14 protein-coding genes are annotated in these 14977 nt (G+C 47.3%); 1 reads left to right on the forward strand and 13 read right to left on the reverse strand.

What is annotated here, in order from left to right; translation table 11 throughout:
• Positions 1–47 precede the first annotated feature (47 nt).
• The 12 genes from dinG to HMPREF0083_RS15950 all read right to left on the reverse strand — a co-directional run bounded on the left by dinG (position 48) and on the right by HMPREF0083_RS15950 (position 12946).
• Positions 48–2891, reverse strand: a complete 2844-nt coding sequence (gene dinG, locus HMPREF0083_RS15895) for an ATP-dependent DNA helicase DinG (RefSeq protein WP_040303109.1) — start codon at positions 2889–2891, stop codon at positions 48–50.
• Positions 2892–3002: 111 nt separating this feature from the next.
• Positions 3003–4412, reverse strand: a complete 1410-nt coding sequence (locus HMPREF0083_RS15900; protein WP_021622590.1) for a tetratricopeptide repeat protein — start codon at positions 4410–4412, stop codon at positions 3003–3005.
• Between the two features lie 186 nt (positions 4413–4598).
• Positions 4599–4982, reverse strand: coding sequence for an aspartate 1-decarboxylase (panD, locus tag HMPREF0083_RS15905; RefSeq protein ID WP_040303055.1), 384 nt, complete (start codon positions 4980–4982; stop codon positions 4599–4601).
• Positions 4967–5836 carry a pantoate--beta-alanine ligase gene (gene panC, locus HMPREF0083_RS15910; RefSeq protein ID WP_021622592.1) on the reverse strand — a complete coding sequence of 290 codons (870 nt, stop codon included), beginning with the start codon at positions 5834–5836 and terminating at the stop codon, positions 4967–4969. Before panC ends, panD begins: the two co-directional genes overlap by 16 nt.
• Positions 5833–6690: a 3-methyl-2-oxobutanoate hydroxymethyltransferase gene (panB, locus tag HMPREF0083_RS15915; protein WP_040303056.1), complete on the reverse strand. Its 858-nt coding sequence runs from the start codon at positions 6688–6690 to the stop codon at positions 5833–5835. Before panB ends, panC begins: the two co-directional genes overlap by 4 nt.
• Positions 6691–7142: 452 nt before the next feature.
• Positions 7143–8120, reverse strand: a complete 978-nt coding sequence (locus HMPREF0083_RS15920; protein WP_021622595.1) for a biotin--[acetyl-CoA-carboxylase] ligase — start codon at positions 8118–8120, stop codon at positions 7143–7145.
• Entirely contained in the window at positions 8107–9342 is a 1236-nt protein-coding gene (locus HMPREF0083_RS15925) for a CCA tRNA nucleotidyltransferase (protein WP_148315987.1), read from the reverse strand. Before HMPREF0083_RS15925 ends, HMPREF0083_RS15920 begins: the two co-directional genes overlap by 14 nt.
• On the reverse strand, positions 9327–10469 hold the full coding sequence (gene bshA, locus HMPREF0083_RS15930; RefSeq protein WP_021622597.1) for an N-acetyl-alpha-D-glucosaminyl L-malate synthase BshA: 1143 nt from the start codon (positions 10467–10469) through the stop codon (positions 9327–9329). The genes HMPREF0083_RS15925 and bshA overlap by 16 nt, the downstream gene beginning before the upstream one ends.
• 16 nt (positions 10470–10485) lie before the next feature.
• Complete coding sequence (gene bshB1 / locus HMPREF0083_RS15935) at positions 10486–11202, reverse strand: bacillithiol biosynthesis deacetylase BshB1 (RefSeq protein ID WP_021622598.1); 717 nt, start codon at positions 11200–11202, stop codon at positions 10486–10488.
• A complete protein-coding gene (gene mgsA, locus HMPREF0083_RS15940; RefSeq protein ID WP_021622599.1) occupies positions 11199–11618 on the reverse strand; it encodes a methylglyoxal synthase in 420 nt (139 codons plus the stop codon). Before mgsA ends, bshB1 begins: the two co-directional genes overlap by 4 nt.
• A gap of 13 nt (positions 11619–11631) precedes the next feature.
• Positions 11632–12432, reverse strand: a complete 801-nt coding sequence (gene dapB, locus HMPREF0083_RS15945; protein ID WP_021622600.1) for a 4-hydroxy-tetrahydrodipicolinate reductase — start codon at positions 12430–12432, stop codon at positions 11632–11634.
• Between the two features lie 169 nt (positions 12433–12601).
• Complete coding sequence (locus HMPREF0083_RS15950; RefSeq protein WP_021622601.1) at positions 12602–12946, reverse strand: nucleotide pyrophosphohydrolase; 345 nt, start codon at positions 12944–12946, stop codon at positions 12602–12604.
• A 122-nt stretch (positions 12947–13068) separates the two neighbouring features.
• Between HMPREF0083_RS15950 and HMPREF0083_RS15955 the strand changes: the two genes are divergently transcribed.
• On the forward strand, positions 13069–13926 hold the full coding sequence (locus HMPREF0083_RS15955) for a YitT family protein (protein ID WP_021622602.1): 858 nt from the start codon (positions 13069–13071) through the stop codon (positions 13924–13926).
• A 195-nt stretch (positions 13927–14121) separates the two neighbouring features.
• Here HMPREF0083_RS15955 and HMPREF0083_RS15960 read toward each other — a convergent pair whose 3' ends face one another.
• On the reverse strand, positions 14122–14964 hold the full coding sequence (locus tag HMPREF0083_RS15960) for a sporulation protein YpjB (RefSeq protein WP_040303058.1): 843 nt from the start codon (positions 14962–14964) through the stop codon (positions 14122–14124).
• Positions 14965–14977 lie beyond the last annotated feature (13 nt).

Genomic DNA, 14977 nt, shown 5'->3' on the forward strand with positions numbered 1-14977 from the left:
CACTTATTAGAAATTCTTTTGCGTGCTTGCTTTTGCAATATTCTATTCTATGCAAGCCAATCAGAAATCTCCGAAAGCAATTGTCCTGTCGGCTGGATGAGCACGTTCGTCTCAGGTAAGGATTTAAGGAATACCCTTCCGTAACGCGCATCAATAACACGCCTGTCATAAATAAGCACAATGCCTCGGTCCGTACTCGTACGGACAAGTCGGCCAAACCCCTGTTTGAACCGGATAACCGCCTGCGGAACGGACAGCTGCATAAATGGGTTCTTCTTCTGCTCTTCAAGCTGCTGGTTACGCGCTTCAACGAGCGGATGATTCGGCGGCACGAAAGGAAGTCGGACAATAGCCAGACAGGACAGATCCTCTCCTGGAATGTCCACCCCTTCCCAGAAGCTGCTTGTGCCGAGCAGCACACAGGCAGGAAGTGAACGGAACTGTTTGGTCAGTTTGCTGCGGCTCGTGCCATCCATTCCGTGACCAAGCACAGTGATATCCGCTTCCTTCAATCTTTCCTTCAACGGTTCATATACATTACGAAGCATTGCATACGATGTGAACAGTACAAGCATACGCCCTTTTGTCGTTACGGCTACTTGCGACAAGGAATCAATTAACGCCTCTATAAAGTGACGCTCGGTTGCTCCTTTGATATTCGGTATTTCACTTGGGATACATACGAGCGTCTGTTTTTTGTAATTAAAAGGAGAAGCAAGCACCGCGGTATCCACGCTGTCTTCCCTCAATAAATCAGCAAGCCCGAACCTCTCAGTCGCATAGGCGAAAGAGGAATTAACGCTTAGTGTCGCGGAAGTAAGGATTACGCTCTCTTTTTTATCAAAAAATTGTTCGCGCAGCAGGCTAGATACATCGATCGGCACCCGATGCAAAAAGATGTTTTTACGTGTGCTACGTGTATCCAGTTCAATCCAGTACACATGGTCTTCATCCTCTGTTAATAGCATATCATGCAGCAAGGAAGCATATTCGAGACAATCCTTAACCATCCCGTTTAAATCGGTCACAAGGCTCTTCATGCCCAAAGGCACATCGTCACCGTGGATATTGGCATAAATCGCCTCCAACTTTTTTCCAATAGCAAGCAATAAATCTACGCTGTTGCGCACGGCTGAGACTACGGCGCGTCCCCAGCGATCCCTAAGATTTTCCTGCTTGTAACGCATAACGGTATGCCCGATTTCTTCGCCTTCCTTTGCCCTCTGATGTGACCATTGGTACAACAGAGTATACATCTCACGAACGGTCTCTTTCCCTTCGCGTATCTGCTGATAAGCAGTCTCGATAGCATGCTTGCTCTCTTCATAGCTAGCTTCGCTCCATCCGCGTACAGCCTCTTCAACCTCTTCGAGAAGCCCTACTCCCCGGTCCGGATGCAATCGGTGTAACATCCCTTCCAGCTGATAAGAGGAAATCGAGTCCCCAAGGTGGCGGCTCGCCACATCATCAAAATGGTGTGCTTCATCAATTACCGCATATTTATAGGAAGGAATAATCCGATGCTCAGCACCCATATCTGTGAATAGGAGCGAATGATTCGTTACGATGACCTCAGCTTGTTGCGCTTTACGCCGTGCCTGATGGTAGTAGCAGCGCGAGAACCACGGACACTGACGATTCAAGCATGAACCAGCATCGCTTTGCACCTGCTTCCAGTATACCTGACCGCCGGAAGGTAGGCTTAACTCTTCCATATCCCCTGTCTCCGTCTCCGTCAGCCAAACGAGCATCTGCGATTTGCTGAGCTGCACATCATAGTTATCGTGCTCCTCCTGCAAACTATGTGAAAACTTTCGCAGACATAGATAATTATTCCTGCCTTTTAATACAGAAATACGGGGCGCATCATTGCTAAAAATCGCTTGCAAAATCGGTAAATCGCGCGAATACATCTGTTCCTGCAACTGAATGGTATGTGTTGAGATGACAACCGTCTCTTCCTGTTGCTTGGCCCAGAATACAGCCGGAATCAAGTATGCAAGCGATTTTCCTGTTCCTGTTCCTGCTTCAATCATAAGATGGCGGCCGGAATCAAACGAATCGTATACTTGCTTCATCATCGTAACCTGGGCAGGGCGCAACTCGAATCCCGGCATATGCTCTTTCAACATGCCCCGTTCCCCAAATAAAGCATCCACAAAATCGTCGAAATCCATCGTCTCTTCGAGAGAACGGCCAGAATTTTTTTCGACTGTTTTTCGCTTCTTTAGGCAAATCTGATGCACAACTTCCAAATCCACAGCTGGTTCATATGCTCCCTGGCGAATCTTCTGCTGCTCAATATCAGATAGAAGCGTTTGTACATCAGAATGAAACGGCCGGCTTACCCGCTGAAGTTGCTGAAGGGTAACAAGCGGCATGCTCTCCAATTTACCAAGCAGGTGCAGCAGAATACGGGCTGTCGCTTCCGCATCGGAATCAGCCTGATGCGGCCGATCGTGCATGATATCGAGCCCGACAGATAAGTCAGAGAGCCGATATCCTTCCTGGCCTGGTAACAGCAAACGCGACAGTTCTACCGTGTCAAGGAGCGGCCCCGTAAACGGACGGTATCCGGCTTCATGCAACGCATTTTGCAAAAATGATAAATCGAAAAAAACATTATGAGCTACAAAGGTAGCTCCGTCTAGCAGCTTTAGCAACGAAGGTAGTGCATCTTCGATAGGTGGAGCATCCGCTACCATCTCATCATTGATGCCTGTCAATTTTTCTATAAAGGGGGGAATATCGACCCGCGGATTAACCAACGTAGAGAAACGTTCGGTAATTTCTCCATCACGAACGAGAACGGCGCCGATCTGTATAATCCTGTCTCCCTCTTTTGGCCGATTGCCTGTTGTTTCAAAATCGACCACAACAAAAGTGTTCAAATGCTTCACCTCAAACTCTTCCGCTTCATCACGTTTTCGCAGACAAGGATCCACTTATTATTTTCTATTACTTACGAAGGAAGTGCAATAAAAAAAAAGAAAAACCGGCTTTTACGGAGCCGGCATCCACTCTTTCCATCGTTCGTACGCCTCTTCGTATGCGCCATCAGTGTAGTGTAAAAGCCCAGCATACAAGCCGCTTTCCCGAATGCCACCCGCCGCATGACTTGCTGAAAAATGCGGTAGCGCTTCTTCTCGCTTACCCTGAAGCAAAAGAACCCGTCCTTGCAAATAATGCCCCAGCGTACGCACATGCCCGGCTTCCGCAGCCAGCAAACCATCAACCAACGCCTGCGCTTCCGGGATTCGCTGCTGCTTAAGCAACGTCTCTACCATTCCCGCCCAGGCCAGCGGCTGGTTATATTTTCGTGCAATACGCTCAAATATACGCCCCGCACGCACATGCTCTCCCTCATAAAGTAGCATCCATGCATACGAACAGGCATAATCCGGCTGTTCCGGAGCCAGTGTCAAAGCACATTTTAAACAGGAAAGTGCCTGTTCTACCTGTCCGTTCTGCCATAATGACCAGCCCAGACCATGCCAAACAGAGGGATCATTTCGATAATCAGGCAGCAACTCCCGATAACAACGAGCCGCGTCCGCAAATCGCTCCAGTTGTTCGTATGTACAAGCAATCCTTTTACGATGTCTTGCCTGACGTGCAATTCCCTCCGCCCGTCTCAGCAATCTGCAGGCTTCCTCCATCTGTTTGCTTTTGGCGTGGCTGGCGCCCGCAAGAAGCAACACTTCCACATCATCCTTTTCTTTTTCCAAAAACAAGGCACACACTGCCGCAGCTTCTTTGTACCTCCCGAGCTGATATAAGGTTAATGCCTGATTGTATGCTGCATCCGTTAAATCTGGAAATGCAGCAAGAGCATGCTCAAACCAAAGCAATCCTTGTTCCGCATTGTTTTCCACTGCGGAAATGCAACCCAATGCATTATACGAAGCAGCACGGATAAAAGCATGCTCACACGTTTCACTAAGCAGGCGGAACTGCCGGTACGCCATGTCCAGTCGTCCTAACATGAAAAAGCCAAAAGCAAGATATAAACGGGCCACAGCAACATCGGGCGCTTCTTCGATTACCTGATTGAACGATTCGACCGCTTCCCGGTACATAGATAACATAAAATAGCCCTGTCCCCGACGGAATTGGGCAGCTAACGGATATGGCAGATAAATCTCCTGCACGTCTTCTGTTTCCCCATCCGCTGATTGTAGCTCTGAGGTGCCACAGGATTCCTCATCCTCCATGTTTTCGAACATACGCTGAACTTCCACCAGCTGCTCTTCAAAGTTCAGCCATTCCTCCACTACCTTATCGCTAATTTGGCGCAATTGCAGAACAGTATGATACAGCTTTGTCTTCTCCTCTTCCTGCGCCATCGCCATGCGTTCCTTAATCTTCCCGATCCTCTCATTCAACCCGGCAAAATAATAGGACAGTAGCATGCTTCCGCCACCTTTCACGTCAACGGTTATATAGTTTCAGTGTGGCACAAAGGCAGGATAATTATAAAAACAAATAAGAAAAAGAAATGTTTGGCATACGTTCCGTTCGTTCTTCAAGTGATACGATCAAAAGGAAGGGCAGAACTGTGTCCCGCCCTTCCTTTTACATTTTATTTCGCTTTGTATTCAATAAATCGTAGCGTGAATTTCTTCACCAAGCATTTCGACGATGCGATTATTTTCATCCATAATGGCGACTTTCGGCTGGTGTGTTTTGACTTCCTCTTCACTCATCATAGCGTAAGAAATAATGATAACAACATCACCCGGCTGTACAAGGCGAGCCGCCGCACCGTTGAGACAAATCACACCGCTGCCACGCTCTCCTTCAATTACATATGTTTCCAGACGAGCTCCGTTATTATTATTCACAATCTGCACTTTTTCGTTGGGCAAAATATCTACCGCATCCATAATATTGCGGTCAATGGTGATGCTTCCAACATAATTCAGATTGGCTTCCGTGACGGTTGCCCGATGGATTTTTGCTTTCATCATCGTACGGAACATGCTGCTTCCTCCTGACTTGCCGCAAGTATAATGTTATCGATAAGGCGTGTATGTCCAAAGCGAACTGCAAGTGCGACAATACAATCTCCACGCAGCTCTTCTATCGGCATAAGCCCAGGATAAGTGCGAAGCTCAATATAATCAATGCTTGCCAGCGGGCTTTCTTGGATGACCTTCTCTATAGCTGTACGCAATGTCTTTACGTTTCGCTCACCTAATCCGACCATACTCTGCACTTGCTGTAAAGCACGCGATAGGACAAGCGCTTGTTCTCTTTCTTCTGGCGATAAATACACGTTGCGGGAACTGAGGGCAAGCCCGTCTGCCTCGCGTATAATCGGACATGGTACCACTTCTACCGGCATGTTCAAGTCGCGGACCATTTGCATCACGACCGCTATTTGCTGTGCATCTTTCATACCAAAAAATGCATAATCCGGTTGTACAATATTGAAGAGCTTAGCCACTACTGTAGTCACGCCGTCGAAGTGACCTGGACGGGATGCGCCGCACATCGATTCGGTAATGTCTTGTACGGAAACAGTGGTTTTGCTCCCAGACGGGTACATCTCTTCTACCGGCGGAAAAAACAAAATATCCACACCGCGTGATTCGGCAAGATGACTGTCTCTTTCAAGATCACGCGGATAATTCTCCAAATCTTCATGAGGGCCGAATTGCAGCGGATTAACAAAAATGCTCATCACAACTACATCAGCTGTCTCTTTCGCCTTATCAACCAAACTTAGATGCCCTTCATGCAAATATCCCATCGTCGGAACAAATCCGATCGTTTGTGGACGTACTTCTTTTAGGGAAGCGCGTAGCTCTTGAATGGAGGAAACCGTTCTCATATTTTGACACCTTCTCCGTATAATCTCTCCAACATTTCTTCCTTCATCGTAAAAGTATGTTCATCCTGCGGAAACGCCCCGCACCGCACCTCACCTGCATACTGTGTAATCGCCTGTTTGATTAGGCTACCGGCATCCCCATATTTCTTGACGAACTTCGGCACATGCTCACTGCCATAAGACAGTATATCGTGGTATACCAATACTTGCCCGTCACAACCAGCACCAGCGCCAATGCCAATGGTCGGGATAGAAAGCCTGTGTGACATGAGTTCTGCCAACTGCTTGGGTACGCATTCCATCACAAGGGCGAACGCACCCGCTTCTTCAAGCGCCAAGGCATCGTCAAGCAGTTTTTGTGCAGCTTCCGGCGTTTTTCCCTGTACTTTGTAGCCTCCCAGTTGATGAACGGATTGTGGCGTTAGCCCGATATGTCCCACTACCGGGATACCTGCCTGCGTACAGCGGCGCACAAGCGGTACAAGCTCTGCTCCTCCTTCAATTTTAACTGCTTTCGCTAATCCTTCCTGCATGATACGTCCAGCATTCCGCAATGCTTCTTCAACCGTGCCATGATAAGTAAGAAACGGCATGTCCGTAACAACAAACGCACGCTTGGCCCCTCGCGTAACCGCTTTCGTATGATGGATCATGTCTTCGAGAGTCACAGGCACCGTCGACTCATAACCAAGCACCACCATACCGAGTGAATCTCCGACGAGAATCATATCAATGCCGGCTTCGTCAGCTAATTTGGCAGACGGATAATCATACGCAGTCAACATGACAATGCGCTGGCCTTCCCGTTTCATTTCTTTTATAGATGCGGTCGTAATTGGTGAATTTCCTGCCATTTTCATTCCTCCCTGACGCTTTGAGCGATTTGGTAAGAATAAGGCTCGTTAAAGGCATATAAAAAACGCCTTCAACAGAGAAGAAGGCGTACGGAAACCATGATTGAATACGAGATCAAATCTGGTAACAACTTATTCCCTCTGTCTCGGTCCTCATCGGCTCAGAGCAGATTTTTGATATTGTACCGTTCAGCAATGGCAACAAAATAAATATTCGGGTGTCCTGGTACCGTTCCATACGGATACAGCCCTGACACCCTCATTATAAAGGCAAAAATAACACCTGGGCAATCTTTTTGTACACTTCTCCTGAAAAACAGGAGCGAAGAGTATGTTCAAAAAGGGGGACAAACAGAGCCGTGAAGTTCAAGGCACGGCAATCCCGAGCAGCGGAGAGGCAGCACAACGTAGAAATCCGTAGATTTGTTTCCAGGAATTTTTGAACATCCTTTTTACGCATGAATTTCTACGTCTGCGGAGTATACCTTTGTTACAGCGCCGTCCTCCTGACGTACCAACAACACGCCTGCATCATCAATTCCTTCTGCATACCCTGAAAGAGAGCCTTGCAGCGTACGAATTGTTACCTTTTTACCAATCGTAATAGCGCAGCGCTCCCACCGTTCCTTCACCGGGGCAAACCCTTGTGCAAGATACAATTCATATAGCTCTTCTAGTCGGAACAGGATTTGCTGAATAATCGGCACGCGCCGTAAAGCTTCGCCCTTCGCAATTCGCAGTGATGTCGCAACATCACGTACTTCATCCGGAAATTGCTCCGGTAGCGTATTTACATTTAACCCCATTCCGATAATAAGAAAATGAATACGGTCCGATTCCGCATTCAGCTCGGTCAGAATACCACATACTTTCTTTCTATCAATCAAAATATCATTCGGCCATTTAATCTGAGCATCAATTCCACAGAACTCACGAAAAGTTTCAACAATGGCGACCGCTGTCAGCAGCGTTAGCTGCGGACATTTTTGCAACTCTAATGTAGGGCGAAGCAGCAAGCTCATTGAAATGCCCGCTCCGGGCGGCGAATGCCACACACGGCCTAACCGCCCTTTGCCTCCGATCTGCTCATCCGTGACAACCAGCGTTCCTTCAGGGGCCCCCGCCTTAGCCAGTTCTTGACACTTATTCTGGGTAGAATCTATCGTTGCATAATAATGTACATAATGTCCAAGCCGGCGTGTCATAAGACCTGCCTTAATCTCCTCGGCAAGCATAATGTCCGGGGTCGAAACCAATCGATATCCAGAACGGCGGACGGCATCGAATACGTATCCCTCTTCTCTCAGCTCTTCGATATGCTTCCAAATGGCGGTGCGGGAGACACCAAGCCTGCGGCTGATTTCCTCCCCCGACAAAAAATCTCCTTCCGCCTGTTTAAACATTTGCAACAAACTCTCACGTATCTTCATTCAATATCATCCTCGCTCGAAGTAATAACGCCTGCCGCTCATTTTCTATCCGTTCTTCGTTTACTTCCAGCGCAAGCGTAAGCAACAAATCGCGAATCCATGGACCGCCTTTACGATTCATCTCTGTTTGCAACTCTGCACCGTTTACAGCTAAATCCTGCAGCACCTTTATACGCATGGATTCATATAGCCGCTCTATCTCCTTTGCCGTCGTTTCATTCTCATATATAATTGCATATAACGATGCAGCTTCATATAGCGCTTCGAATCCATGTTCCAGTATCCAGCGCATCCGCTCACCCGCTGTATGAGAATTATGCAGTTTCCTTGCTATATTCGTTATCTGCTGGCATGCTCTAATTACTTTCTTCTCGCAGCGCAGTGCACGCAGAATCCTCTCTACCTCTGTTTCCCGATTACAAATAAGAAACAGATAAGCCCATCGCGGTACGACTCCATTCACTGCGCATATTTGTTTTTGTTCTTTATCTGTAAGATCATATTTATCCTCAAACAGTTGACAGAAGCCTGGCATTGCAGAAGCGAGCCCTGTATGCAGTATGCCCGTTACGATCCGCTCCGGATATGGACCGTCAAGCGCCTTGTTCCATTCAGAGCTAATCCTCTCAACCGCTACATAATGAATATCTTGCGCATGCCTTCGTATTGCTTCATATGTATAAGGATCGATGGAAAAGCCAAGTTGGCTTGCAAAGCGCAAACAGCGCAGCATACGTAATGCATCTTCGGCAAACCTCTCGTCTGCCTTGCCCACCGCGCGTACGATGCGGTCATGCAAATCTTGCCTCCCACCAAACGGATCTACTACATCTCCACGCAAATCCAATGCCATCGCGTTTATCGTAAAATCACGGCGTGCCAGATCCTCAGCAATATCGCTTACGAATCGAACTTCATCCGGCCGGCGATGATCAGCATACCCTGCTTCTGTACGAAAGGTCGTTACTTCCAGCGGTACGCCGTCCTGAAGCACAGTAACCGTTCCATGGGCAAGCCCTGTCGGTATTGTTCTGGCAAACAAAGCTACTACTTCATCCGGCCTGGCAGAAGTCGCAATATCAAGGTCATGCACCGGTCGTCCAAGCAACGTATCTCGCACGTACCCTCCAACAAAATATGCTGTATATCCGGCTTTCTCCAGCACGTATAACACTTGCTTTCCTGCTTCAAGTATATGGCTCGGCATCACGGCTTGGAGCACGCCTCCGTTTCTTCGGTTAGTACACGTCGGTAAATCTCCTCATACTGCCGTGTAATATCCTTATGACAGAACGTATGATATGCGCGCTCAATGGCCTGACGGGAAAAGCGTTCATACATGACAGGATCGGAAATCAGCTCAATCGCTTTGTCGCCCATACCATCCACATCACCAATCGGAAGAACAAAACCGGTCTCCCCATCTTTAACCACTTCCGGCAATCCCCCGGCATCGCTAGCGATGACTGGCTTGCCGCACGCCATCGCCTCTAGTGCCACCAGACCGAAACTCTCCTGGGCGGACGGCAGCAGCATAACATCTGCCATTGATAACACGCAGGCAATATCCTCCTGCTTACCAAGAAAAATCACATCTTCCAAAAGACCAAGCTCAGCTGCCAGCTCCCGAACTATCGGCAACTCAGGTCCCTCCCCAATCATCAATAGCTTGGCTGGTATACGCTGTTTAATACGATGGAAGATTCGCACGACGTCGTCCGTACGTTTTACGCTGCGAAAGTTAGAGATATGGATAAATACCTTCTCTTTATTTGGTGCATATTCCTCACGAACATCACACATATCGCGTGGATAATACTCCCGTTTATCAATGAAGTTATAGACCAAGTCAATCGGCTTTTCAATTTGCAACACTTCCCGCGTTTGGTTGATTAAGCTTTGCGACACGGCTGTTACTGCATCACTATGTTCAATACCAAAGCGAATAATATCCTTTAACGTATGATCATATCCAAGCACAGTAATATCTGTTCCATGAAGAGTAGTCACCACTTTCAAGCGATCTCCTACCATCTTCTTAGCTAAATATGCAGAAATTGCATGCGGAACTGCATAGTGCACATGCAATACATCCAGATTTTCAGTCTGTGCAACCTGGGCCATCCGGCTTGCCAGTGTCAAATCGTACGGGGGATATTGAAATACCGAGTAACTATTTACATCTACTTCATGAAAATAAATGTTTCTGTAATATTTACCAAGACGAAATGGCATACCCGACGTAATAAAATGTACAGTGTGCCCTCTTTCTGCCAACAACTTGCCTAATTCCGTCGCTACAACGCCGGAACCGCCCACAGAAGGGTAGCATGTAATTCCGATTTTCATCGTTCATTCCCTCTCATTATAGGAAGTCTTTCAATAACAATGGTGTATGGCTGACAAACCCTTCGGCATATGCTACACCAGCGGATTGGCCAAATACGTATTCTCTGGCACGTACCCGCTCCAAATACCCTTGCGTTAAAGGGGTGGCTACCGATCCGGGTTCCATCTCAAACTGTGAGCGATAAGCGCCAAGTGCCGCCATCTTTACGTCCATCTCTTCGCTAATATCCACTAAAAATTGCGGTTCAGTCTGTCCATTAATAAAGTAGGCAAGCACATGCTCTACCCTATGTGCAGTCAGTATGTCTTGCTCATTCGTTTCATATTTACGGATTTTGGCATTAAATACAGCTTCACGGACCAGTACACTGCACATGCCATGATCCGGATGCCTATCCTCCCAATATGGCATCAATACGATACGCGGCCGATATAAACGAATCGTATGCGCAATGACTTGAATCTGCTCTTGAACCGGCATAAGTCCTCTATCCGGAAGACCCAGATTAAGCCGAGTATGCAATCCGAGCAGGCTGGTAGCCTCGTTCGCCTCCTGCTGACGCCTCTCTACGTTTCCATTGGATGACATTTCGGCATACGTCAAATCACAAATGCCTATTTTTTTTCCCTGCTTCACCCATTTGTGCAGCAAGCCGCCGGCACCGATTTCCACATCATCCGGATGTGCGCCGAAGGCTAACGCATGCAAAGGCTCTGGCCTATGATCCGTCATGCGAGATCCTCTCCTTTATATTTATGAACCGTCTCCCGCCAGGAAAAATTACCTCGTTCCAGCGCATGAATTAGCATCTCTGCGGTCGCAATGTTAGTTGCAAGCGGAATGCTGTGAACATCGCATAGCCGTAGCAACGCAGTAACATCAGGCTCGTGCGGCTGCGCGGTCAACGGATCACGCAAAAAAATGACAAGATCCATCTGATCCTGGGCAATTAGCGCGCCGATTTGCTGGTCGCCGCCCATTGGTCCGGATAGCACTCGCTGAATATGCAGCCCTGTCGCATCCATAATTTTTGTTCCTGTTGTGCCGGTCGCATATATGGTGTGCTTATTCAGCGTATCGCGGTAAGCTATTGTAAAGTTAACCATCTCGTTTTTCTTATTGTCATGGGCGATTAACGCAATATTCATACGGGATCCCCTCTTATACCATAATATTTTCCAGACCGTATATCAGACCGGTATGTTCCATGACTTTCTTAATGGCAAGGTTAACACCAGGCATAAACGACTCACGGTTAATAGAATCATGGCGAATGGTCAACGTCTGCCCTACCGCTCCAAAAATGACTTCCTGATGGGCTACAAGACCCGGCAGACGAACACTATGGATACGGAACCCGTTATAATAACCTCCACGGGCACCTTCAATCGTTTCCTTCTCTTCCGGGTGTCCTTGCCTTAGTTCTTGACGCGCTGCCTGAATCATTTCTGCTGTCTTGACTGCTGTGCCGGATGGAGCATCAAGCTTCTGATCATGGTGCTGCTCAATAATTTCAACATGCGGCATATATTTGGCTGCTTCCTGTGCGAATTTCATCATTAATACTGCTCCAATAGCAAAATTGGGCGCAATGATAGCACCGATACCTTGTGTCCGGCATAGCCTGTCTAACTCTTCAATATCTTCCGGCGTAAATCCGGTTGTACCGACTACAGGACGAACCCCGGCTTCGATCGCCGTTACCATATTTTGTTTCACTACATGCGGAGTTGTAAAATCCACTAATACATCCGGTCGATACGTCTCTAGAGCCTGTCTTACATCCGGCACAAAAGGAGCTGACAAGGCACCCAGCCCAAGTATATCACCTACGTCTTCTCCATTGTATTTCGGATCAACTCCGCAAACAAATTGCAGTGTTTCATCCTTCATAAGCATTTTTACCGCTTCCGATCCCATCCGGCCACGCGGGCCAGCTATCGCTACGCGAATTTTTTCCATTGTTATGTCTCCCCCTTCTTTTTTCTCTGCTATTACTTTTTCCCGACAACGTGTAAGTAGTGTTTTTGCTTCGTTGAATTCGGGTCAAGACATACTATCCAATTTTCCCCTGTGGCCATTGGCTTACATTCTGGTTTTGCTCATTGTATACAATATATGTACTCGCCATTTACTCTGTGTCGATTTTTGTCCACCGATCCTTGTCACGCGTATTAAATTTATGCATCATCGCATGAAAGGCCTTTTCCAGGTTAATATTAAGTGAATTAGCAAAACAGACAAGGATGAAAAGACAATCTGCAAGCTCCATATCGATTGTATTTTCAGCTTCATCCTTGCGCTTCGGTTTCTCGCCATAATAATGATTCACTTCACGCGCCAATTCACCTGCTTCTTCGGTCAATCGGGCCATCAGCGCAAGCGGCGAAAAATACCCTTCCTTAAACTGACCAATGTATTCGTCAACGGTACGCTGCATCTCAGCAATTGTCATGGCCTGCTTCTCGTCCGGCATATTGCACCTCCCTTTTGCGGCTATATGTATGTTATGTATTTCTTATGTTACCGCAGAGGTGGAAGATTGACAAATTTCCCGGTATAATATCCATAATCTAGCACGTATCTGGGAGGAACTACATGAACTATCATCTGCGTAATATTTTTGCTATTTTGCTCGGCTCTGCGATTATGGGATTCGGCATTAATTACTTCAATATCGCTAACCGACTTGCAGAAGGTGGCATTACAGGGATCACCCTGCTTCTAAAATATACACTTGACTGGGACCCGGGCATCACGAACCTCATATTGAACATTCCTTTGCTGTTCGTTGGCTGGAGGATGCTTGGTCGTCAATCGGCGGTCTACACGATTATCGGAACTGTTAGTGTATCGGTATTCCTGACTATTTTCTCTTCCTTTCGCCATCCAATGGAGAATGATACGCTACTGGCAGCACTGTATGCAGGGGTAACGGTAGGACTTGGCCTTGGACTTGTATTCCGCTTTGGCGGAACGACGGGCGGAGTGGACATCCTGGCACGGCTGGTGAATAAATATTTGGGCTGGAGCATCGGCCGCACGATGTTTATTTTTGATATCTTTGTTATCGCTCTATCGCTTTACTATCTTAATCTTGATTTGGCAATGTATACACTGGTTGCACTGTTTGTGGCAGCCCGTGTCATCGACTTCGTACAGGAGGGTGCATACGCAGCTAAAGCGATCATGATTATCTCTGATCATGCGGTGGATATTTCCCAGCGCATTATGCAAGATATGGGGCGGGGTGCTACGCTGCTGAAAGGGCGAGGCGGCTATACGGGCCTTGATAAGGAAGTGCTGTATTGTGTTGTCAGCCGAAATGAAATCGTCCGCTTCAAAAACCTTGTGCATAAAGTCGATCCCCATGCATTTATCATTATTAATGATGTGCATGAAGTGTTCGGTGAAGGATTTACACTTGATGAACAAAAACAGCCCCTGCAAAAGTAGCGACCAGGCGAGAGACAGGAATGACCTGCATTTTTCAGTTCCTTTACATTGCATACATTGCGCAAAATACGAATAAAAATAAAGCGCCCTTTTCTCAAAAAGCGATATATTGCAGGCAACTGATCCCATTCTGGAAACACCACGATGTTTTGTCTGCACGCTTTTCAAGTAAAATGGCGCATTTCTAATTCGGCTTTAAGGTTCCCTTCGTTTTCGCTGCTTCGTATCCTGTTCTGCCTTATATTTTCTCCACCCAACATAACCAAGCGAGGTTAGAATGACCGAGGCGAAAAGCGCAATAATAAGGAACGGAGAATCTGGAGGCATTCCTGGTGCAAAAACAGACCTGTCTTCTCCAACAAAAATAGCATCTACAAGACGATTCAACTCGGTGAGTGCATTCGTCACTGCCTCCCAATTATATTCCGCCTTTCTTGTCTCCTGCAGCAAAAAGCTGTAAATCGAATACAGGGCCTCCATCTGTTGTGCGGACGCAGCTACCGTAATAGCAGGCTTTAATGTCTGATAAAGCTGTAGATTCTGAGAAAAAGCTCTGGAGAATTCCGCCTGTTTGCGCCCTGCACCCAGCAGCATCATCTTGTTGATATGTTCCTGATAAGAGCTATAGTAATTCCTCCATAACGGTTGCTTCTCATGTGTCAAGCTATCAATTGCCAGACGTACCTGCAGGGAGTGCCATAGTAGACGATTCGGCTCCACTTCCGCGGCAGCGAACGAACGTTTAGCTTTAATAATCGTATCAGACAGCGCGTTGACCGCTTCGATCGATAAGCCCTTGGGCGGTTTTGTCTCCGCGAACAACGCTCCCAAACTCGCAAGTTTCTCCTTCGCTTCGGGATACTTACCTTCCTTGGTTAACTGGTATACATCCTGCGACAACACATCCATCTTTTCATATACCGACATCGTCTGCTCCGGTACTCTGGCGGAGAAGACGCGATGATCCAGCACAGACCAACCCGTGTAAAGAACCGCGCAGAGGAACATTATACCTACTAGAACAATGATTTTTTTCACGACTCGTCCTCCC

The organism is Aneurinibacillus aneurinilyticus ATCC 12856, from assembly GCF_000466385.1.
Taxonomy (GTDB): Bacteria; Bacillota; Bacilli; order Aneurinibacillales; family Aneurinibacillaceae; genus Aneurinibacillus; species Aneurinibacillus aneurinilyticus.

Excerpts from the sequence above, each read along its gene's own strand:
- HMPREF0083_RS15900 (WP_021622590.1), bottom strand. The coding sequence starts at position 4,412 with ATGCTACTGTCCTATTATTTTGCCGGGTTGAATGAGAGGATCGGGAAG.
- panD (WP_040303055.1), bottom strand. The coding sequence starts at position 4,982 with ATGTTCCGTACGATGATGAAAGCAAAAATCCATCGGGCAACCGTCACG.
- panC (WP_021622592.1), bottom strand. The coding sequence starts at position 5,836 with ATGAGAACGGTTTCCTCCATTCAAGAGCTACGCGCTTCCCTAAAAGAA.
- panB (WP_040303056.1), bottom strand. The coding sequence starts at position 6,690 with ATGGCAGGAAATTCACCAATTACGACCGCATCTATAAAAGAAATGAAA.
- HMPREF0083_RS15920 (WP_021622595.1), bottom strand. The coding sequence starts at position 8,120 with ATGAAGATACGTGAGAGTTTGTTGCAAATGTTTAAACAGGCGGAAGGA.
- bshA (WP_021622597.1), bottom strand. The coding sequence starts at position 10,469 with ATGAAAATCGGAATTACATGCTACCCTTCTGTGGGCGGTTCCGGCGTT.
- bshB1 (WP_021622598.1), bottom strand. The coding sequence starts at position 11,202 with ATGACGGATCATAGGCCAGAGCCTTTGCATGCGTTAGCCTTCGGCGCA.
- mgsA (WP_021622599.1), bottom strand. The coding sequence starts at position 11,618 with ATGAATATTGCGTTAATCGCCCATGACAATAAGAAAAACGAGATGGTT.
- dapB (WP_021622600.1), bottom strand. The coding sequence starts at position 12,432 with ATGGAAAAAATTCGCGTAGCGATAGCTGGCCCGCGTGGCCGGATGGGA.
- HMPREF0083_RS15950 (WP_021622601.1), bottom strand. The coding sequence starts at position 12,946 with ATGCCGGACGAGAAGCAGGCCATGACAATTGCTGAGATGCAGCGTACC.
- HMPREF0083_RS15955 (WP_021622602.1), top strand. The coding sequence starts at position 13,069 with ATGAACTATCATCTGCGTAATATTTTTGCTATTTTGCTCGGCTCTGCG.